The 19,660-nt window shown below is 58.2% G+C and carries 18 protein-coding genes and 2 pseudogenes; 14 read left to right on the top strand and 6 right to left on the bottom strand.

Features of this window, described 5'->3' with window-relative positions; translation table 11 throughout:
* Window positions 1-152 precede the first annotated feature (152 nt).
* A pseudogene (locus ACZYSM_RS21250) lies at window positions 153-419 on the bottom strand (transposase domain-containing protein); the annotation flags it as partial.
* 53 nt (window positions 420-472) lie between these two features.
* On the opposite strand from ACZYSM_RS21250, the gene ACZYSM_RS21245 reads away from it, so the two are divergent.
* From ACZYSM_RS21245 to ACZYSM_RS21235, 3 genes and pseudogenes are all read left to right on the top strand, one after another.
* The gene (locus ACZYSM_RS21245; protein ID WP_489074248.1) at window positions 473-781 is read left to right on the top strand and encodes a hypothetical protein; all 309 of its coding nucleotides are present in this window, start codon (window positions 473-475) and stop codon (window positions 779-781) included.
* A gap of 264 nt (window positions 782-1,045) precedes the next feature.
* Window positions 1,046-1,651 carry a glutathione transferase GstA gene (gene gstA, locus ACZYSM_RS21240; protein ID WP_489074246.1) on the top strand — a complete coding sequence of 202 codons (606 nt, stop codon included), beginning with the start codon at window positions 1,046-1,048 and terminating at the stop codon, window positions 1,649-1,651.
* Window positions 1,652-1,748: 97 nt separating this feature from the next.
* A pseudogene (locus ACZYSM_RS21235) lies at window positions 1,749-1,931 on the top strand (LysR family transcriptional regulator); the annotation flags it as partial.
* 6 nt (window positions 1,932-1,937) lie between these two features.
* Here the strand turns inward: ACZYSM_RS21235 and ACZYSM_RS21230 are convergent.
* Window positions 1,938-2,279, bottom strand: coding sequence for an FKBP-type peptidyl-prolyl cis-trans isomerase (locus tag ACZYSM_RS21230; protein WP_489074244.1), 342 nt, complete (start codon window positions 2,277-2,279; stop codon window positions 1,938-1,940).
* Window positions 2,280-2,669: 390 nt separating this feature from the next.
* On the opposite strand from ACZYSM_RS21230, the gene ACZYSM_RS21225 reads away from it, so the two are divergent.
* The 5 genes from ACZYSM_RS21225 (at window position 2,670) to ACZYSM_RS21205 (ending at window position 9,322) form a co-directional block, all read left to right on the top strand.
* Complete coding sequence (locus ACZYSM_RS21225) at window positions 2,670-3,434, top strand: methyltransferase domain-containing protein (RefSeq protein WP_489074242.1); 765 nt, start codon at window positions 2,670-2,672, stop codon at window positions 3,432-3,434.
* A gap of 139 nt (window positions 3,435-3,573) precedes the next feature.
* A complete protein-coding gene (locus tag ACZYSM_RS21220) occupies window positions 3,574-5,010 on the top strand; it encodes an IS1182 family transposase (protein WP_489074239.1) in 1,437 nt (478 codons plus the stop codon).
* A gap of 317 nt (window positions 5,011-5,327) precedes the next feature.
* Window positions 5,328-5,933: a DJ-1/PfpI family protein gene (locus ACZYSM_RS21215; RefSeq protein ID WP_489074237.1), complete on the top strand. Its 606-nt coding sequence runs from the start codon at window positions 5,328-5,330 to the stop codon at window positions 5,931-5,933.
* 394 nt (window positions 5,934-6,327) lie between these two features.
* Window positions 6,328-8,133, top strand: a complete 1,806-nt coding sequence (locus tag ACZYSM_RS21210; protein WP_489074235.1) for a monovalent cation:proton antiporter-2 (CPA2) family protein — start codon at window positions 6,328-6,330, stop codon at window positions 8,131-8,133.
* Between the two features lie 85 nt (window positions 8,134-8,218).
* Window positions 8,219-9,322, top strand: coding sequence for a DNA alkylation repair protein (locus ACZYSM_RS21205; protein ID WP_489074233.1), 1,104 nt, complete (start codon window positions 8,219-8,221; stop codon window positions 9,320-9,322).
* A 29-nt stretch (window positions 9,323-9,351) separates the two neighbouring features.
* Here ACZYSM_RS21205 and ACZYSM_RS21200 read toward each other — a convergent pair whose 3' ends face one another.
* From ACZYSM_RS21200 to ACZYSM_RS21190, 3 genes are all read right to left on the bottom strand, one after another.
* Window positions 9,352-10,425, bottom strand: a complete 1,074-nt coding sequence (locus ACZYSM_RS21200) for an NAD(P)-dependent alcohol dehydrogenase (RefSeq protein WP_489074231.1) — start codon at window positions 10,423-10,425, stop codon at window positions 9,352-9,354.
* 46 nt (window positions 10,426-10,471) lie between these two features.
* The gene (locus tag ACZYSM_RS21195; protein WP_489074229.1) at window positions 10,472-11,044 is read right to left on the bottom strand and encodes a GNAT family N-acetyltransferase; all 573 of its coding nucleotides are present in this window, start codon (window positions 11,042-11,044) and stop codon (window positions 10,472-10,474) included.
* 160 nt (window positions 11,045-11,204) lie between these two features.
* Window positions 11,205-12,095, bottom strand: a complete 891-nt coding sequence (locus tag ACZYSM_RS21190; protein ID WP_489074227.1) for a LysR family transcriptional regulator — start codon at window positions 12,093-12,095, stop codon at window positions 11,205-11,207.
* Window positions 12,096-12,229: 134 nt separating this feature from the next.
* Between ACZYSM_RS21190 and ACZYSM_RS21185 the strand changes: the two genes are divergently transcribed.
* The 6 genes from ACZYSM_RS21185 (at window position 12,230) to ACZYSM_RS21160 (ending at window position 19,050) form a co-directional block, all read left to right on the top strand.
* Complete coding sequence (locus ACZYSM_RS21185) at window positions 12,230-13,882, top strand: GMC family oxidoreductase (RefSeq protein WP_489074225.1); 1,653 nt, start codon at window positions 12,230-12,232, stop codon at window positions 13,880-13,882.
* 173 nt (window positions 13,883-14,055) lie between these two features.
* Window positions 14,056-15,678, top strand: a complete 1,623-nt coding sequence (locus ACZYSM_RS21180) for an MFS transporter (protein WP_489074223.1) — start codon at window positions 14,056-14,058, stop codon at window positions 15,676-15,678.
* A 252-nt stretch (window positions 15,679-15,930) separates the two neighbouring features.
* A complete protein-coding gene (locus ACZYSM_RS21175; protein WP_489074221.1) occupies window positions 15,931-16,146 on the top strand; it encodes a hypothetical protein in 216 nt (71 codons plus the stop codon).
* Window positions 16,147-16,293: 147 nt separating this feature from the next.
* The gene (locus tag ACZYSM_RS21170) at window positions 16,294-16,623 is read left to right on the top strand and encodes a hypothetical protein (protein ID WP_489074219.1); all 330 of its coding nucleotides are present in this window, start codon (window positions 16,294-16,296) and stop codon (window positions 16,621-16,623) included.
* A gap of 306 nt (window positions 16,624-16,929) precedes the next feature.
* Window positions 16,930-18,879: a DNA topoisomerase III gene (locus ACZYSM_RS21165; RefSeq protein ID WP_489074217.1), complete on the top strand. Its 1,950-nt coding sequence runs from the start codon at window positions 16,930-16,932 to the stop codon at window positions 18,877-18,879.
* Between the two features lie 12 nt (window positions 18,880-18,891).
* Window positions 18,892-19,050 (top strand): pertactin-like passenger domain-containing protein, encoded by a 159-nt coding sequence (locus ACZYSM_RS21160; RefSeq protein WP_489074215.1) that lies wholly within the window; start codon window positions 18,892-18,894, stop codon window positions 19,048-19,050.
* On the opposite strand, the gene ACZYSM_RS21155 is transcribed toward ACZYSM_RS21160, so the two are convergent.
* Window positions 19,007-19,642 carry a helix-turn-helix transcriptional regulator gene (locus ACZYSM_RS21155; protein ID WP_489074213.1) on the bottom strand — a complete coding sequence of 212 codons (636 nt, stop codon included), beginning with the start codon at window positions 19,640-19,642 and terminating at the stop codon, window positions 19,007-19,009. The genes ACZYSM_RS21160 and ACZYSM_RS21155 overlap by 44 nt on opposite strands.
* Window positions 19,643-19,660 lie beyond the last annotated feature (18 nt).

Here is a 19,660-nt window from a genome sequence, read left to right as displayed (position 1 = left end):
TCGGGTTTGCTTACGTTTGCCGGCGTATTCGGCATCGGCGAAGGACATCTGTTTCATCGGGGCTCAACCGTTCTGTTCGTGTGAGGTGCGTATTTCACCAGATCGGGAAGTCTTTTTCAGAGTTTCCCTAGCGGGACATAGATATGCGCTAATCAGCTACTGGTGGATGTCTGCCAGTTATGTGGCAGTAACTGTGCAATTTCACTCATTTCCTGCTTGGGTAGTCGCTTCAGCACAACCTTTAGATAAGTATACGGATCATGGCCGTTGAGCCGTGCCGACTGGATCAGGCTCATGATCGCAGCCGCTCGCGTCCCGCTGCGCAGCGAGCCAGCAAACAACCGGTTTGAGCGCCCAAGAGCCCACGGCAGGATCTGATTGTCGACCCAGTTGTTGTCTATGGGTACCACGCCATCGTCAAAGGCAACATTCCAGGAGTTAAAAAGTGAGCCTGCGCTATCAAGATCCATCTATGAGCCACGATGAAGCGACGAATTTTCTTGCCAGCGGAAATGAAGCCGATGTTGTAGCTGCACTGGTTTCTATCGGTCTTAACGAACCGGACGGAGCGTGGGCTCAGAGCACTTGTCTGCAACATCTAAACAGCGGAACCGAAACGGTTGCATCAGCGGCCATCACGGCCCTTGGCCATGTGGCACGCCGACAGGGTGAGTTGGAAATGGAGACGGTACTCGCAGCCTTTGAGCAGGCGAGGAAAAAATTCCCCTCTCTTGAGGGTGTTATTGCAGACACCCTTGAAGATATCGAGCTATTTACCTGACTACGGCGTTTCATCAATTGAAAAACAATCGACGCTGATTCGGGTCTAGAGGCATCCTTATAAAACGGCATGACAAAAAGATATGCCTTAAGAAACGACCAGTGGGAACGAATCAAGAACATGCTGCCAAGGCGCGCTGGCCACCACACCGCCTCCATCGGGCTCATTTTGTTGCGCTATGCTTTACAGCCAATTCCCCACCTTCTGATTTTTTTGACATCACGGTTTGGATTCCCAAGGTCATTTGCCGAAATGGAGAAAGGTATGAAGCTCTACTACACCGCTGGTGCCTGCTCGCTTTCGCCACACATCGTCCTCTGCGAACTGGGCCTGGCCCACGAAACGGAGAAGGTTGATCTCAAGTCCCACACTACCGCCAGTGGCGTGGATTTCTATACGATCAACCCCAAGGGCTACGTCCCGGTGTTGCAGCTGGACAACGGTGAACTGCTCACCGAAGGGCCGGCTATCGTCCAGTACCTGGCCGACCAGAAACCGACCGCCGGCCTTCTGCCACCCGCCGGCTCCATGGCTCGCGGCCGCGTGCAGGAATGGCTGAATTTCATCGCAACCGAGCTGCACAAAAGCTTTGCACCGCTGTTCAACCCCACCAGCCCGGACGAACTCAAAGACAGCGCCCGCGCCACCATTGCCCGTCGCCTGGGTCTGATCGATAAGGCCCTGACTGGCCGGGACTATCTCGCTGGCGACCAGTTCAGCGTGGCCGACGCTTACCTGTTCACCATCGTCAATTGGGCCGGCCACATGGCCATCGACCTGACACCCTGGCCGGCCGTCTCGGCCTTTCAGAAGCGAGTTGGCGCCCGCCCCGCCGTGCAACAGGCACTGAAAGCAGAAGGTTTGATCTGATCTTTGATCTGATCTTGATCTGATCTTTGATCTGATCTTTGATCTGATCTTTGATCTGATCATTGTTCCGAAGCTGCGGCCTGCTCAGAAAGTCAGAGCGCAGCTGGTCAGCGATCTGCTTGAAACGGGGCAGTTGGTGCGTGTTCTACCCAACTGGAACGGACCGGCGAACGAAGCGTTCCTGCTTTATCCTGAACGCCGCTACCGTCCGTTGCGCACACGACTGCTAACGCAGTATCTGGCCGAGCAGATCGTGCAATTGCCGGGGTTCGAGGCTTAGCGATGATCAATCGTCCCGAGTCAGCACTTCCAGCAACTCGATCTCGAAGGTCAGGTTTGAGTTGGGCGTGATGTGAGCGCCCATCGACCGTTCGCCATAGGCAAGGTGCGCCGGCACCCAAAGCTTGCGCTTGCCGCCGACTTTCATGCCCATTAGCCCCTGATCCCACCCTTTGATTACCCGACCTGTGCCAATCACGCACTGGAACGGTTTACCGCGCTCATACGAAGAGTCGAACTGAGTACCGTCCTCCAGAAAACCGCGGTATTGGGTGGTGATCAAGGCGCCTTTGACTGCTTCTTTGCCGTCGCCCAGTTGAATGTCTATCACCTGCAATTCGCTGCTCATCACTCACTCTCGTTGGTTGGGTAGCCCTGGATGGCTCCGAGGGCAGGGTTTTCCCAGAATTTCCGTTACTTGGCAACCTTCGTCAGTGCAGCAACGGGTCCAGGCTGTGTGAAAACGTTTTAGTGCGAGTTTGGCAGTCAGAACCGCACCGAAAATCGCGTTCCTACGCAAATTCCAGGTCTGCTGACTAACCAAACGCTGGCAGATTTTCCGTAGCAACGCAGACTTCAAAGCGGTGCCTGCGTTTTCACACAGCCTGGGTCGATAGCAGCCTGTCGCGACCGGCAGCTATCAGCAGACACTTGGAGTGTCTGATCGCGCAGATGGAAGCGAATTGTTCCGACTTCAGCAACGCCGCATACTGATATGTAAAGCCAATGGAGGACTTTCATGTCAACTTCCCAACCTGATTTCACTCACCGCCTTCTCTCGGATGCTGGGGTGCGTGTTGGAATGCGAGTACTCGATATAGGCTGTGGCTCCGGGGAGGTCACCTTCCTCGCAGCAAGGCTCGTTGGAGTAAACGGAGCAGTCGTTGGCATAGACCAAGACGCAAATGCGCTGTCCATAGCACGTCAGCGGATACACCCAGAGGGCGTAGCGGCGACAACCTTTATACAGGGGGATCTGCTCTCACTGCCGGAGGCTCTAGGAAGTTTCGATGCCATTGTGGGACGACGGGTACTGATGTACCAGGCTGATACTGTGCAGGCCGTCCGTGTGCTCGCCACGCGACTTCGACCAGGGGGAATTATTGTATTCCAGGAGCACGACAGCACAATGGTGCCGGCAAGCCTTGCACCCTTCCCGTTGCACGCCCAAGCCCAAGGTTGGATTCGAAGGATGATCGAGTTGGAAGGAGCCGATCTCCACATTGGCTTCAACCTACATCGAATCTTGACGCAAGCGGGACTGGTCGTGGAAAACGTCCGTGCAGAATGTCTGGTGCAGACTCCCAGCTCAGCCTATGGTTTAGGCGGCATCGTTCGCGCCTGTCTGCCACGAGTTCTTGCGCATGGCGTCGCGACGGCAGAGGAGATTGAGATCGACACATTGCAAGCGCGGTTGGATGCGGAACAGGCGCAGGCCGACAGCATTTATATTGGTGATGTGATGTTTGGAGCTTGGGCACGCAAACCAACGCAGGCCGTCTAAACATCGTCCAGGTCGTTTAATAAAGGTGGGCACCCGACGCAAAGCGCGCATTGGTGAGCGTCAGCTTCGGGTCCAGGCTGTGTGAAAACGCCAGTGATTGTCTAACCTTCTGATCGTCTAGATCGTATCGGGGGCGATCATGAAGCGATTCGTTGAGGGTGAGGCTCGGACGCAAGTCACCTTGCTGCCGGAGTGTCTGGATGATTACGTAGCCGAAGAAAATCCAGTGCGCGTGGTCGATGTTTTCGTCGATGAACTCGACCTGGGCGCACTTGGTTTTGAGGGCGTCGATCCTGCCGCAACTGGTCGTCCGGCCTACCACCCAGCGGTCTTGCTGAAGATCTATATCTACGGCTATCTCAATCGGATTCAGTCCAGCCGCCGGCTTGAGCGTGAGGCCGAGCGCAACGTCGAGTTGATGTGGCTAACGGGGCGTTTGGCTCCGGACTTCAAAACCATTGCCGACTTTCGCAAAGACAACGGCAAAGCCATTCGCAGCGTATGCCGCCAGTTCGTGGTGCTTTGCCGCAACCTCAATCTCTTCTCTCAGTCGATCATTGCCATCGACGGCAGCAAATTCAAAGCCGTCAATAATCGCGACCGCAACTTCACTCAGGGCAAGGTGAAGGCACGCATGCAGCAGATCGAGCAGAGCATTGATCGATATCTGGCAGCGATGGATTCGGCGGATCGGGCAACGCCCGAAGTGGCCGAGGCCAAAGCAGAGCGGCTTAAAGAAAAGATAGAAACACTGAAAAAGCAAATGCAGAAACTCAAGGAAATCGAGACGCAGCTCCACGAAAGTCCAGACCAGCAGATCTCCCTCACGGACTCAGATGCACGCTCAATGGCCACGAGCGGCCGAGGCACCGGAACAGTTGGCTACAACGTACAAACAGCGGTCGACGACAAACACCATCTGATCATTGCCCATGAAGTGACCAACGTTGGTAATGATCGTGGGCAACTGAGCAATATGGCGAACCAGGCGCGTGAAGAAATCGAGGCTGAATCGCTAACGGTGGTGGCCGACCGAGGCTACTACAAAGGTCTGGAAATCCTTGCGTGCGAGCAAGCCGGCATCACTACCTTCGTACCGAAACCCCTGACATCTGGCAGCAAAGCCGAAGGCAGATTCGGCAAGCAGGACTTCATCTATCTTATTGCGTCGGACGAATATCGATGCCCTGCGGGGCAGTTACTAACCAGGCGGCATTCGTCGATGGAAGACGGCATGTTAATGCATTGTTACTACTTCTCGGGCTGCCAGTCCTGCTCAATGCACAAGCAATGTACGACGGGTAAGGAGCGCCGTGTGAAGCGCTGGGAACATGAGGCGGTAGTCGATGCGATGCAGGTTCGGCTGGAACATGACCCGGGGAAGATGAAGGTTCGCCGCCAGACTGTTGAGCATCCTTTTGGAACGCTCAAATATTGGATGGGAGCCACCCACTTCCTGACCAAAACACTTCCGCGGGTAAGTACCGAAATGAGTCTTCATGTACTCGCCTACAACCTCAAACGAATGATGAGCATCTTCGGCATCGTAGGACTGCTTGAGGCGATCAGGGCGTAAATCCAGCCACTTGGCTCGCCAGTTAGTAGCCGTTTAGGCCGCTGACGCGGCCCAAACGGCATTACGAACGTCTATGTAGCTGACTAAGGTAATTCGCGCTTCCGCTCACTGATTCCACAGGCAACCCTCGCGACTCTCAGTTTTCGACGTCTTTAGCGCGCGTTCACACAGCCTGGGTCGTCCTCGGTCAGGGCAAATCCTTCGAAAAAGCCAAGAGCTGACTGTATTGATCTTTCTACGCGCCACTGTATCGGGATCAGGGCGAAGCTGCGGAGTAACCTGCCAACACACCCTCCGCCCTGCTCCGGACTATTTCCATGCACATTGCCATTCTGACCTTTGAAGGTTTCAACGAACTCGATTCACTGATCGCCTTCGGCATGTTGAGCCGAATTTCCTTGCTGGGTGATAAAGACTGGCGCGTCAGTATTGCCTCGCCGACCGCCCGGGTGACCTCAATGAACGGTTTGACCATTGATGCGCATATCGGCCTTGAACAAGCCTGTCAGGCTGATGCGGTGCTGGTCGGCAGCGGGATGAAGACCCGTGAAGTGGCCAATGACCCGGCGATCATGAGTCAACTGTGCCTGGACACGACACAGCAGCTAGTGGCCGCTCAATGCTCCGGCACCTTCCTGCTGGCAAAACTCGGCTTGCTCGGCCAAGTGCCGGCCTGCACCGACACCACCAGCAAACCCTGGGTGCAGGCTGCAGGGATCAACGTCATCAACCAGGCGTTTTATAGCGAAGGTAATCTCGCCACCGCCGGCGGGTGTTTGTCGGCGCAATACCTCGCGGCCTGGATGATTGCCCGGTTCAAAGGGATATCCGAGGCCCAAGAGGTGCTGCACTACTTCGCGCCGGTGGGTGAAAAGGACGAATATGTCGAACGGGCGTTGTCGCATATTCGTGGCAGCCTTTAAACGCTGGTCAGTTGGCATAAATCTTCTGTCTGGTCCGAAAACCACCCCTCACCCCAACCCTCTCCCCAAGGGGGCGAGGGAGCAGATTGTGAATACCTGAAGAAGTGCTGCGACCTGAAAGTACCAGGTCGAATCCATAATCGACTCGGTTTCACAGGTCGCAGCAGCTCGATAGACACTCAAGATCAGCTCCCTCTCCCCCTTGGGGAGAGGGGTAGTTTTCAAGCCGGGCGAACCATCTGAAGCTTCCTCGAAAAAATGACGCTTAACTGACCGGTGTCAGAGCGCCCCTGTTTCCCACTGCACCATCCCCCTCACGCCGGTAGAATCCGCACTCAACCAAGGCTGGCCGCGCCAGCCTGCATCAATTGTCAGAGACACCCTGGAGTCAGCCATGCCCCATGAAGGCAACCTGTTGCAAGCCGCTGTTGTTTTTCTGTTCGCGGCGGTGCTGACCGTTCCCTTGGCCAAGCGTCTGAAACTGGGGGCTGTGCTGGGCTATCTGTTTGCCGGAGTGATCATCGGTCCGTCGGTGTTGGGCCTGATCGACAACCCGCAAAGCGTCAGCCATATTTCCGAACTGGGTGTGGTGTTACTGCTGTTCATCATCGGCCTTGAGCTCTCGCCGCGACGGCTTTGGGTGATGCGCAAATCAGTGTTCGGCGTGGGCCTTGCGCAGGTGATGCTGACGGGGTTGGTGATCGGCACGGTCGCGCTGTTCGTCTTTGGTCAACCGCTGAACAGTGCCATCGTACTGGGGCTGGGTCTGGCACTGTCGTCCACCGCATTCGGCTTGCAGAGCCTGGCCGAACGTAAGGAACTGACCAGCCCCCATGGTCGGCTGGCGTTTGCCATTCTGCTGTTTCAGGACATCGCCGCGATTCCCTTGATCGCCATGGTGCCGTTGCTGGCTGGCGGCGATCACACCACCACCGCCGCCCAAGACTTGAATCACGGTCTGCGGGTGCTGGGCAGCATCGCTGTGGTGGTGATCGGCGGGCGTTATCTGTTGCGTCCAGTGTTTCGCGTGGTGGCCAAAACCGGTCTGCCGGAAGTCTCCACCGCCACCGCGCTGCTGGTCGTGATCGGCACTGCATGGCTGATGGATCTGGTAGGTGTGTCCATGGCGCTGGGTGCATTCCTCGCAGGCTTGCTGCTGGCCGACTCGGAATACCGTCACGAACTGGAAGCGCAGATCGAACCGTTCAAAGGATTATTACTGGGATTGTTTTTTATCAGCGTCGGCATGGGCGCCAATATCAGCCTGCTGTTCAGCGCGCCTGCTGCGGTGCTGGGGCTGACCGTATTGCTGATCCTGATCAAACTGCCGTTGTTGTTTGTCGTCGGGCGGCTGGCCGGCGGGCTGGGTCGACTGAATGCCATGCGCCTGGGCATCGTACTGGCGGCCGGCGGTGAATTCGCCTTCGTCGTGTTCAAGATCGGCCGCGATCAGGGGCTGTTCGCGCCGCGACTGTACGACCTGTTGGTGCTGACCATCACCCTGTCCATGGCGCTGACGCCGCTCCTGCTGCTGTTGTGCGCGCGGCTGGTCAAGCCGACCGTGAAACCCGTGAGCATGCCGCCGGAATACCGCGAGATCGCCGCCGATGCGCCACGGGTGGTGATCGCCGGCATGGGCCGTATGGGGCAAATCGTCGCGCGGATTCTGCGGGCGCAGAACATCAAATTCGTGGCCCTGGACACCTCGGTGGAAACCATTGAGCTGTCCCGCAGCTTTGGCGGAGTACCGGTGTTCTATGGCGACCCAATGCGCCCGGAGATTCTAAAGGCTGCCAAAGTCGAACAGGCAGAATTTTTCGTGATCGCCACCGACGACCCGGACACCAACATCAAAACCGCCGAACTGGTGCGCAAACTCTACCCGCACATGAAAATCATCGCCCGCGCGCGCAACCGTCAGCATGTCCATCGGCTGGTGGATGTCGGTGCCCAAGCGGTGCGGGAAACCTACTATTCGAGCCTGGAAATGAGCCGGCGTACCCTGGTCGGGCTTGGCCTTAGCCAGACCCAGGCCGACGCGCGCATCAAGCGCTTCACCCACCACGACGAACAGGTGCTTGAAGCCCAACATGCAATCTACGACGATGCTGCCAAGGTAATGCAGACCGCCCAGGAAGCCCGGGCCGAGCTCGCACGGTTGTTCGAGGCGGATCAGCTTGAGGAAGAGTCAAAGGGTTGATCAAGGGTTCGGAGTTGATGGTGATTGCTCGCGATGAACGATGACGCGGTTCATCAAGTAAACGGTGATTTCAAAGGAATCCACAATGACCACCGCAGACCAAAGTTCCCCTGCCCTGAAAGAAATTTTCAACGCTGAGCGACTTCAGCACATCGCCACGGAAATGACTGCGGTCTACCCGCCGTTCAACGCGAAAACCTTCCTCAAACGAGCCAATGACGGTCTGGCCGAGTTGTCGGTGATGCAGCGTCTGGCCCGGGTCAGCGACAGTCTGCACGCGGTGATCGCACTCGATTACGAGCAAACACTGGAGCTCCTCCGTGCGCTGGCCCCGCGCCTGAACAGCCGCTTTGTCAGCATGTTCCTGCCGCATTACGTCGCGGCCTATGGCGCCCACGCGTTCGAGCTGTCCATGGACGCGCTCAAATACTTCACGGCATTCGGCTCTTCGGAGTTTGCGGTTCGGCACTTCTTGCGCAGCGATTTCGACCGCGCTATTGCCGTGATGAACCTGTGGTCCCAGGACGACAACGAACATGTCCGGCGCCTGGCCTGCGAAGGCAGCCGCCCGCGCCTGCCCTGGTCATTTCGCCTGGAGCAGGTGCAAGCCGATCCCACCTTGGCGGCTTCAATCCTCGACAACCTGAACGCCGACAGCAGCCTGTACGTGCGCAAGTCGGTGGCCAATCACCTCAACGACATCACCAAGGACCACCCGCAGTGGGTACTCGATCTGATCGAAGGCTGGTCTCTGGAAGATCCGCGCACGGCCTGGATTGCCAAACACGCTCTGCGCAGCCTGATCAAACAAGGCAACCAGCGGGCACTGGCGATTATCGGTGCTGGCGGCAAACCTGAGGTGCACCTCCAAGATCTGAAAGTGGAGCCGCCGGTGATTCGTTTGGGCGAGAAAATCACCCTGTCTTTCACACTCGAATCAGCCATCAGCGGCAGTCAGCGCCTGGTGGTCGACTACGCGATCGATTACGTCAAAGCCTCAGGCAGTACCTCGGCGAAAGTCTTCAAACTCAAGGCGTTCACCCTTGCTCCCAACGCCAGCGAAAGCATCAGCCGCGCCCAACACATTCGCGAACTGACCACCCGCAAACACTACACGGGCAAACATGCAGTGCACATTATGGTGAATGGCGAACGGTTGGCGAGCAGTGCATTCGAGATTCAGGATTAGGGGCTTCAACGCCTGAAGCCCCCCTGTCTTCAAGGCGTAATAGCGACTTTCAGCACCCCATCGCGCTGATTGGCAAACAGTTCGTAAGCGGCTTCTATGTCATCGAGTTTGAAGCGATGGGTCACCAAGGGTTTGAGATCGACCTGACCACCGGCGACCACTTCCATCAAGCGCCGCATGCGCTCTTTTCCACCCGGGCACAGCGTGGTCACGATGCTCAGGTCACCCAGCCCTGCGGCGAACGCATCGAGCGGGATATGCAGGTCAGACGAATAGACCCCAAGGCTTGATAACGTGCCGCCGGGACGCAGTACCCGCAGTGCCGACTCGAAGGTGCCTTGAGTTCCCAAGGCCTCGATGGCCACGTCAACGCCACGACCATTGGTGATGGCCATGATGTGCTCGACCACATTACCGTCCTTGAAGTCGACAACATGGGTCGCGCCCAACTGGCGAGCGACACCCATTCGTGCAGGCACAGTATCGATGCCAATAATGGTGGTAGCGCCCATAAGCCGCGCGCCGGCAATGGCACACAGACCAATGGGACCAAGGGCGAACACGGCGACCGTATCGCCAATTTCGACCTTGCCCCTTTGCGCGCCGGAAAAACCCGTGGACATGATGTCCGGGCACATCAGCACCTGCTCATCACTGAGGGCGTCGGGAATCGGGCAGAGGTTGGCGATGGCGTCCGGCACCAACACGTATTCGGCCTGACAGCCGTCAATCGTATTACCAAACTTCCAGCCGCCGGCCGCCCGAAAACCGTGGCGAGTACCGGGACCGTCCTGGGACGAACACCCGCAAAGACAGGCGTAGCTTTGACCGCTGGGGGTGATAGCGCCGGCAATGACCCGTTGCCCTTCGACGAATCCGACAACCTGCGAGCCGAGTTTTTCGATGACACCAACCGGCTCATGGCCGATGGTCAGTCCCTTGGCCACCGGGTATTCGCCGCGCAGGATATGCACATCGGTGCCACAGATCGTGGTGGTGGTGATGCGCACCAACGCATCCAGCGGACCAACCTCGGGTATCGGCTTGTCATCAAGCACGATGCGGTGTTTCTCAACGAAGATTGCAGCTTTCATTTTCGCCATGGCGATGACTCCTGTTCTTGAAACCCGGGAAAGGCATTACCGACAGTCATTTCCCGAGATCGAGTTCATGAATGATTTCGCTATATCCGTCGCTGGGATAGCGGCTGGTGAAACCGAGATTTCTTGCCAGGCAATGCATACCGTAATTGCTCGCCAGATCGGTCGAGGTCATGGTCTTGAACCCATTGCGCCGCGCGGCATCAATCAAATGCCCGCCCAGCAAGGTCCCCAGGCCGCGACGTTGCCATTCATCGGCGACCGTTATGGCACATTCGCATCGGCCCGCCCCGGGCGTAGAGGCGTAACGGCTGACGCCGATTTCTAGCAACTGCCCATCCCTATGCACCAGCGCGACATAGGCCATCCGGTTTTCATAGTCCAGGTCCATCATTCGGTCCATCAGTGGCGCATCCGCCTCACTGAAGGTCCCCAGAAAACGCAAGCGGCGAGATCCGGCAGACAAATGCTTGATGAACTGAAACTCGCGCTGGCGATCCTGCGCCTGAAGCGGACGAATGAGCACATGAGCGCCGTCATTCAAGGGTTCGATCCAATGTTCATCAGCATCGACCGGACAGAAGGTGGCCAGTTCTACGGCGGTTGATAGACCAGTGGTCATGTGTTTCTCCCAGGCCGGAAGTCGAAATGCTCGCAAGGCCTTCAAGAGTTGTACGGCGGGTACCGTTTGCCGAGCTGATCTGGATCAATGTAGGCGCGTATAAATCGGCCTGCGCCCAGACAACCGATCAGTGGCGGTTATCGCGCTCGGAAAAAAGAAACTACTCCGGACCGAGCAGCAACGCCTGCTCCCGACCACACAACTCCACCACGTAGTCCCACAACACCCGCAACCGCACCGACTTGTGCAGCTCGCGCCGGGTGCTGATCCAGTAGCTGCGCTGAATACTCTCGGCCGGCAACAGCGGCACCAGTTCCGGGTCGCTGCTGGCCATGTAGCACGGCAACACTGCGATCCCCAGGCCCGAGCGTGCGGCCTGCTGCTGGGCGATCACGCTGGTGCTGTGAAAGACCACCTGCGGGCTACGGCAAAAGCTGTTGAGGAACATCAGTTCCTGGCTGAACAGCAAATCGTCGACGTAGCCGATCCAGGCATGCCGCGCCAGGTCTTCGCGACTGCGCAGCGGTGGCGATCGGTCCAGGTAGGCGCGGCTGGCATACAGCGCCAAGCGGTAGTCGGTGAGTTTGCGGGTGACCAGCATGTCGGCGGCCGGGCGTTCCAGGTGGATGCTGATTTCCGCTTCGCGGTTGAGGATGCTGACAAAACGCGGCACCGCCACCAGCTCCACTTCCAGCCCCGGATAGCGCTCGAACAAACCGTTCATGCGGCTGGCGAGGAACATGATGCCCAGGCCTTCGGTCACCCCCACGCGGATTTTGCCCAGCGGCGCACTGGACTGGGTGATTTCTTCCTGGGCCAGCAAGGCAACGTTTTCCATGGCTTCGGCGTGTTTAAGCAGCGCTTCACCGGCTGGCGTCAGTTGGTAGCCTTGGGCGTGCTGGACGAACAGTGCGGTGCCGAGGCTTTTCTCGATCGCCTCGATATGCCGGGCCACGGTGGCGTGGGTGGTTTTCAGCCGCCGTGCCGCTGTCAGCAGGCGTCCGCTACGCTGCAACTCGAGAAAAAAACGCAGGTCATTCCAATCGAACATGAGTCTTCCTTGAACGCGCGGGAGAATGCAGCTGTCTAAAAACGCGCAGCTACTGAGCAAAAACTAACATTCTTTTGACGAAAGCGAACAACTAGGATGACTCGCAACAAGAACAACAACAGAAGAGGTCATGGATGCAGCCTGACGTTGATGAATACGACTACGTGGTAGTGGGCGCCGGGCCGGCCGGTTGTTTGCTGGCCAATCGGCTGTCCGCCAACCCGCAGCACCGGGTGCTGCTGCTCGAAGCCGGCGGCCGTGACAACTACCCATGGATTCATATTCCCGTGGGATATCTGTTTTGCATCGGCAACCCACGCACCGACTGGTGCTTCAAGACCGAAGCGCAACCTGGCCTGCAAGGTCGCAGCCTGAGCTACCCGCGCGGCAAGGTGCTGGGCGGCTGTTCGTCGATCAACGGCATGATTTACATGCGCGGCCAGGCCAACGACTACGACGGTTGGGCCGCCGACGGCAATCCGGGCTGGGCCTGGAAGGATGTGCTGCCGCTGTTCAAACAAAGCGAAAACCATTTTGCCGGCGACTCGGAGTTTCACGGTGCCGCCGGGGAATGGCGGATCGAGCAGCAGCGGTTGTCATGGCCGATCCTTGATGCCTTCCGCGAGGCCGCCGAACAAAGTGGCATTGCCAGCATCAATGACTTCAACCGTGGCGACAACGAAGGCTGCGGCTACTTCCAGGTCAACCAGAAAACCGGCGTACGCTGGAACGCGGCCAAGGCCTTTCTCAAGCCGATTCGCAACCGATCTAATCTGACCGTATTGACGGATGTCGAGGTGGACCGTGTGCTGCTGGAAAATGGCCGCGCATCGGCCGTCAGCGCCCGCTGGCAGGGGCAACAGAAAACCTGGAAAACACGACGGGAAATCGTCCTCTGCGCCGGCTCCGTTGGCTCACCGAGCATCCTGCAACGTTCCGGGATCGGCCCGAGCGGCGTGTTGCAACGCTTGGGGATTGGCGTCGCCCACGAACTGGCCGGCGTCGGCGGCAACCTGCAGGATCACTTGCAGCTGCGGCTGATCTACACACTGGAAAACGCCCGCACCCTGAACCAGATCGCCGGCAGTTTGTGGGGCAAGATGGGCATGGGTCTGCGCTATTTGTATGACCGCAGCGGCCCGTTGTCCATGGCCCCCAGCCAGCTCGGTGCTTTCGCCCGCTCGGGGCCGGAGCAGACGTCAGCCAACCTTGAATACCATGTGCAGCCGCTGTCACTAGAGCGCTTCGGCGAGCCGTTGCATGCGTTCCCGGCGTTTACCGCGTCGGTCTGTGACCTGCGTCCACGAAGCCGAGGCCGAGTAGAAATCCGCTCTCTCGACCCTCAGGAGGCGCCGCTTATTCAACCCAACTACCTGAGTCATCCTGAAGACCTTCGGGTGGCCGCGGACGCCATTCGCCTGACCCGACGCATTGTCGCTGCGCCGGCCTTGCAACCATTCAATCCCACCGAATACCTGCCGGGCGATGCTTTGCAGACTGACGAGCAACTGTACGAAGCGGCGGCGCAGATCGGCACGACGATTTTCCATCCGGTCGGCACCTGCCGCATGGGCAACGACCAAGACGCCGTGGTCGACGCCCAGTTACGGGTCCACGGCATTCCCGGGCTGCGCATCGCCGACGCCTCGATCATGCCGCGCATCACCTCGGGCAATACCTGCTCACCCACCCTGATGATCGCCGAGAAAGCTGCCCAGCTGATGCTCGCCCCCAACACAAGGAGCCTCGCCCCGGAAACAAAACTGATCACCGAGCCGCACTTGTAACCTGTAGGAGCCGAGCTTGCTCGCGATGCAGGCGGCGCGGTGCATCAGGCAACCCGCGTTATCGTTCATCGCGGGCAAGCCCGGCTCCCACAAGGACCGCGTAGCACCGACATCGCGCCAACCATGGCAGCGACAGTGGAACAACAAAAACAATCACTGTGAGGGATAACGATATGTCAGAACAAGCTCAGCCTCTGGACGCGACGCTTAGTGCGAGCACCAGCAAGGAAACCCAGAAAGTCATCTTTGCCTCGTCCCTGGGGACAGTGTTCGAGTGGTATGACTTTTTCCTTTATGGCGCCCTCGCGGCGGTCATCAGCAAGCAGTTTTTCGCCGGGGTCAACGACACCACAGCGTTCATCTTTGCCCTGATGGCCTTCGCCGCCGGCTTTATCGTGCGGCCGTTCGGCGCGCTGGTGTTCGGCCGTCTGGGCGACATGATCGGGCGCAAATACACCTTCCTCGCGACCATCATCCTCATGGGTCTGGCGACCTTCTGCGTCGGGCTGCTGCCGACCTATTCGAGTATTGGCATCGCCGCACCGATCATCCTGGTGGCGCTGCGCATGCTTCAGGGCCTGGCTCTGGGCGGTGAATACGGCGGTGCTGCGACCTACGTCGCCGAGCACGCGCCGATCGGTAAACGCGGTTTTCACACCAGCTGGATTCAATCCACTGCGACCCTCGGCTTGCTCCTGTCGTTGCTGGTGGTGCTCGGTTGCCGGTACTTCACTGGCGATCAGTTCGAAGTCTGGGGCTGGCGCCTGCCGTTCCTGCTGTCGATCGTGCTGCTGGGGATTTCCACCTGGATTCGCCTGAGCCTGCATGAGTCGCCGGCCTTCGTGAAAATGAAGGAAGAAGGCAAGATCTGCAAAGCGCCGATCCGCGAATCCTTCGGCAAATGGGAAAACCTCAAAGTGGTGCTGATCGCGCTGTTCAGCATCAACGCAGGGCAAGCGGTGACCTTCTATGCCGCGCAGTTTTATGTGCTGTTCTTCCTCACCCAATTCCTGAAAATGGACCCGGCGCTGGCCAACGGCCTGTTGATCGTCAGCGTGGTCATTGGTGCACCGTTCTTCATTTTCTTTGGCTGGCTGTCGGACAAGGTCGGGCGCAAACCGATCCTGATGCTCGGCTTGTTGCTGGCGACGGTGTTGTACTTCCCGATCTTCAAGACCCTGGCCCACTACGCCAACCCGGCGATCGATCAGGCCAGCCAGCAGGCACCGATCACCGTGTTGGCCGACCCGGCCACCTGCACCTTCCAGTTCGACCCGGTGGGCAAGGCGCGTTTCGACAGCCCCTGCGACAAGATCAAGACCTTCCTGGTCAAACAAGGCTTGCCATACAGCAGCGCAGCGGCACCGGCCGGCAGCAGCGTACAAGTGAGCGTCGGCGACGTACGCATCGACGGTTACGACGAAGCAGCACTGCGCGGTGCGATCATCCTGGCCGGCTACCCGCAACAGGCGGACGCCCAGCAGATCAACAAACCGATGATCGTCGCACTGATCGTCGCGCTGATCCTGATTTCTGCCATGTGCTATGGCCCGCTGGCGGCGCTGATGGTCGAGCTGTTTCCGACCCGCATTCGCTACACCTCCATGTCCCTGCCCTACCACATCGGCAACGGCTGGTTCGGCGGTTTCCTGCCAACGGTGTCCTTCGCCCTGGTGGTGTACACCGGCGATATCTTCTACGGGCTGTGGTACCCAGTGGTGATCACCGGGGTGAGTTTGATCGTGGGCATGATCTGCCTGCGGGAAACCAAGAACGTGGATATCGATAAGAACTAAGTGCAGAAGGTCCGCCCGCTCGCCGTGTTGCCGGCGAGCGGGCGCAACCTTGGCTCACATGGGGTGCCTTCGCTTCGTTTGAACGCGGCCCGGATTGATCCAGCCCCAGATCCCTCAAGTGAGCGGCTTCGCGAGACAATCCATCCATAGGCGAGATTTATGTAGTGCCTTTAAATATTCACTACAAAACTATTGACGACGCCATTCCCCGCTTGCATTATCCATCTCGTCTCCCCGATCGGGAGAGTTGGCATGAGTATTCTGAATACGCTCGACAAACCGCCGAGCTATTCCCCTGATGTGTACTGCCCACAAGGCAGATTGATGAAGCGACCCGGCTGGATCGTCCGGTACAAGGACGAGAAACGCTGGCGAAACGTCCTCATGACGCTTGTGGCTGACCTGGTTACTGTCAGCATTGGCCTCCTGGCGTTCGCTGTTTCTCCTCCTTGTGACACAACTGTGTAGTCGTCTTCCATCAATGCTACATGCATCAAGCTCAGGGCCGGATCTGCACCTGACGGACACATGTGTCCCGAGGGTGTCTCAGAAACGATTGGCTGATTTGGCGACAGGTTTCAGCTAACCAACTAGACATGGTCAAGGGGCTTACACATGAATTTGAACAATCAACCCACTATTGATGAACTGGCTCGACTGTTCGCATCGCACAAGGACAGCCACGACAGCCACGTACTGTGGATATGCAGGTCGGGCGAAGTCCATATCGATTGCCTCGCGCCCCACGCACAGGAAAGTGAATTCGAGAAGGCCCGTCACAGCATGCGTGCCCGGCTCAAAATGTACCGTCGGGGCCAGGGGTATGTCGGAAAGAAAGCGGCGGCTGACAAAGACTTCATTGGCCGCGTCTTTCAAACCCTGAGCCATGAATGGAAGCTGATGCAAAATCAGTCCGGAGTTTGTCTGGTAGACAAGTACTGTTGAGTACGGCGACGGTGTCGCTGGTCACTTGAGAGTCGGGTTTACCAGCGACATCACTGCTTGGCACAAGCGGTAGCGAACACCATTTGACGGGGCGACCGCTCATATAACTGAAAGCGGCCGCCCTGTTTTGAAAGATCCCCCTCGGTATCACCATACTGGTTTTGTTCTCTTTCGCGGTCACTTCACTGTCAGCGAAGCAATCAAATGCAAATCTTTATCTGTATATCCATACAGATAAAGGTTGCCCAAATGCGCCGCACTGCGCATCCTGTGCACCTTCCAGACCCGTAAGAAATGATGGTGGATATGCGGCTGTTCCTGTGTGAAAAGCCTTCCCAGGCTAAAGATATCGCCGCTGTGCTCGGTGCCAACCGCCGTGGCGACGGATGCTGGGTGGGGCCGAACGTCACAGTGACCTGGTGCATTGGCCACCTATTGGAAACCGCACCGCCGGACGCCTATGACGCCCGCTACAAGCGCTGGGTGTTGGCCGATCTGCCGATCGTCCCCGAGAAGTGGAAGATGCTGGTCAAACCGAAGACTGCCGGCCAGTTCAAAGCAGTCAAACGCTTGCTCGGCGAGGCAGACGAGCTAGTCATCGCCACCGATGCCGACCGTGAGGGCGAGATGATTGCCCGCGAGTTGGTAGAGCACTGTCGCTATCGCGGACCGATTCAACGACTTTGGCTGTCGGCCCTGGACGACGCGTCGATCCGCAAGGCATTGGCGGTGCTCAAGCCCGGAGCCGAGACTTTCAGCCTCTACCATTCGGCACTGGGACGCTCGCGCGCCGACTGGTTGATCGGTATGAACATGAGCCGGCTGTTCACGCTGCTTGGGCGCCAGTCCGGCTATCAGGGTGTACTTCCAGTGGGCCGAGTACAAACGCCGACTCTGCGGCTGGTGGTGGATCGCGATCGCAGCATTGCCGATTTCGTACCGGTCCCGTATTGGGCCATCGAAGTACAGCTGCTGCACGATGACACCTCTTTCACCGCCCATTGGCGCGCAGCGCAAGACGTTTGCGACGAACACGATCGTTGCTTGAACCAGACGCTGGCCCAGGAAGCTGCAGCGGCCATGCGCAACGCCACCAGCGCCCGGGTGATTAAACTGCGTACCGAGCGTGTGCGTGAAGCCGCTCCCTTGCCCTTCGACCTGGGCACGCTGCAAGAAGTCTGTTCAAAGAAACTGGGGCTGGGTGCTCAAGAGACCCTGGATATCGCTCAGGCGCTGTACGAGACTCATAAAGTCATCACCTACCCACGCAGCGATTGCGGTTACCTGCCGCTCAGTCAGCACAGCGAAGCACCAAAAATCCTGGCGGCCCTGGGACGTGCCGATCCAGGCTTGGGCGACCTGCTCAAATACATCGAACCGCAGCGCCGCTCGCGAGCCTGGAACGATGCGAAGGTCAGTGCCCACCACGGCATTATTCCGACTGGCGCAGCCAAAGACCTCGACCGCCTGGCGGGCAAACAGCGCGCTGTCTACACCTTGATTAGAGCGCGCTATCTGGCGCAATTTCTGCCCAATCATGAATACGATAGAACCCAAGCCGATTTCGACTGCGCCGGGCAGGCCTTGCGTGCCGTTGGCAAGTTGATTGTCGAGCCTGGCTGGAAGCGGGCACTTCCCGAAGCCCTCGCGCCCGCCAAGGGTCGCGAAGCCCCTGTCCCGCAAACACTACCAGCGCTGGTCGAAGGCCGCGATTGCGCGGTTGTCAGCGTGACGTTGAAAGACCTCTGGACCCAGCCACCCAAACCTTTTACCGAGGGCGATCTGATCAAGGCGATGAAAAACGTCGCCAAGTTGGTGGAAGATCCCCTGCTCAAGCAGAAACTCAAGGACACCACCGGTATCGGCACCGAGGCAACGCGCGCCGGAATTATTCAAGGGTTGCTGGATCGAGGTTATCTGATCAAACACGGCAAGGCATTGGCGGCCACCCCGGCGGCCTTCAGCCTGATAGACGCCGTTCCCCGAGCCATCGCCGATCCCGGCACCACGGCCATTTGGGAACAAGCGCTGGATATGGTGCAGAATGGCGAAATGAGCCTTGAAGAGTTCGTTGCCAAGCAGGCCGCCTGGATGAGCAAACAGGTAAGCCGTTGCGTCGGCCTGCGCCTGACCATTAGCGGACCGGCAAGCCCCGCCAGTCGCAGTGGCGCCACCTGGAAAAACAAGCGAAAACCCGCCAAACGCAAGGCGTCGACTCCGGTCAAACGCGCCGCAAAACCAAGCAGCCGGACCTGAGACAGGCGAAAAATGTCAGAGTCGCTCAGTGGCAACGGCACTTACCTGATGAACACCGACATCGCCAACCTTCGAAGTGACCGACTGCACGTGCAAGGCGAAATCAGTGGCAGCAATACCCTGGTGATCAGCGCTGAGCAATACGATAGACGCACCGCCGTGAATCGCTGAGCAGGTGCTCCTCCCGTACAACGGTTGCACCCTGCCCGACAATTTCCTGGAACAGTTGCAGTTCGGAGCGGCAGAAGCCTTGGCACGTGCGGGCGGCCGCACAAATCGGACAGTGGTCTTCAATCAGCAACCAATCCTTGCCGTCGCGCTCGACGCGAGCCATGTACCCCTCCTGCGTGCGTATCGTCGCCAACTGCTCCAGCCGCTCCGGCAAGGTTTCGCCGGTGCAGGTCTGGCGATAGATCGTCCGCGCTTCCACTTCGCGCTGCGCGATCAAGCGGTCCAGACCTTCGTCCCCAAAAATCTGCCGCACCGAGCCTATCAACTGCACGGTCAGTTGGGCATGGGTATCCGGGAAGCGGCTGTTACCGGTCTCGGTGAGTACCCAGTTCTGGTGGGGACGCCCGACCCCGGATACCGCTTGCTGTCGACCCTCAATCAAGCCAGCCGCTACCAGCTTCTGAACCTGCTGACGCGCCGCCTCTGCGGTCATATCCAGGGCTTGGGCGATCGCAGCGTTTGAAACGGCGCCCTTGGTCTTGATGAAAAACAGGATGCGATCCGAAGTCGGCAATGAGCGTTGATTATCCAAGTCTTCTCTTGTGTAACT

The sequence above is a fragment of the Pseudomonas sp. F220 genome (genome assembly GCF_057813935.1).
Note: the sequence above shows the minus strand (reverse complement) of the source record. Positions and strands in the feature narration are given on the sequence as shown.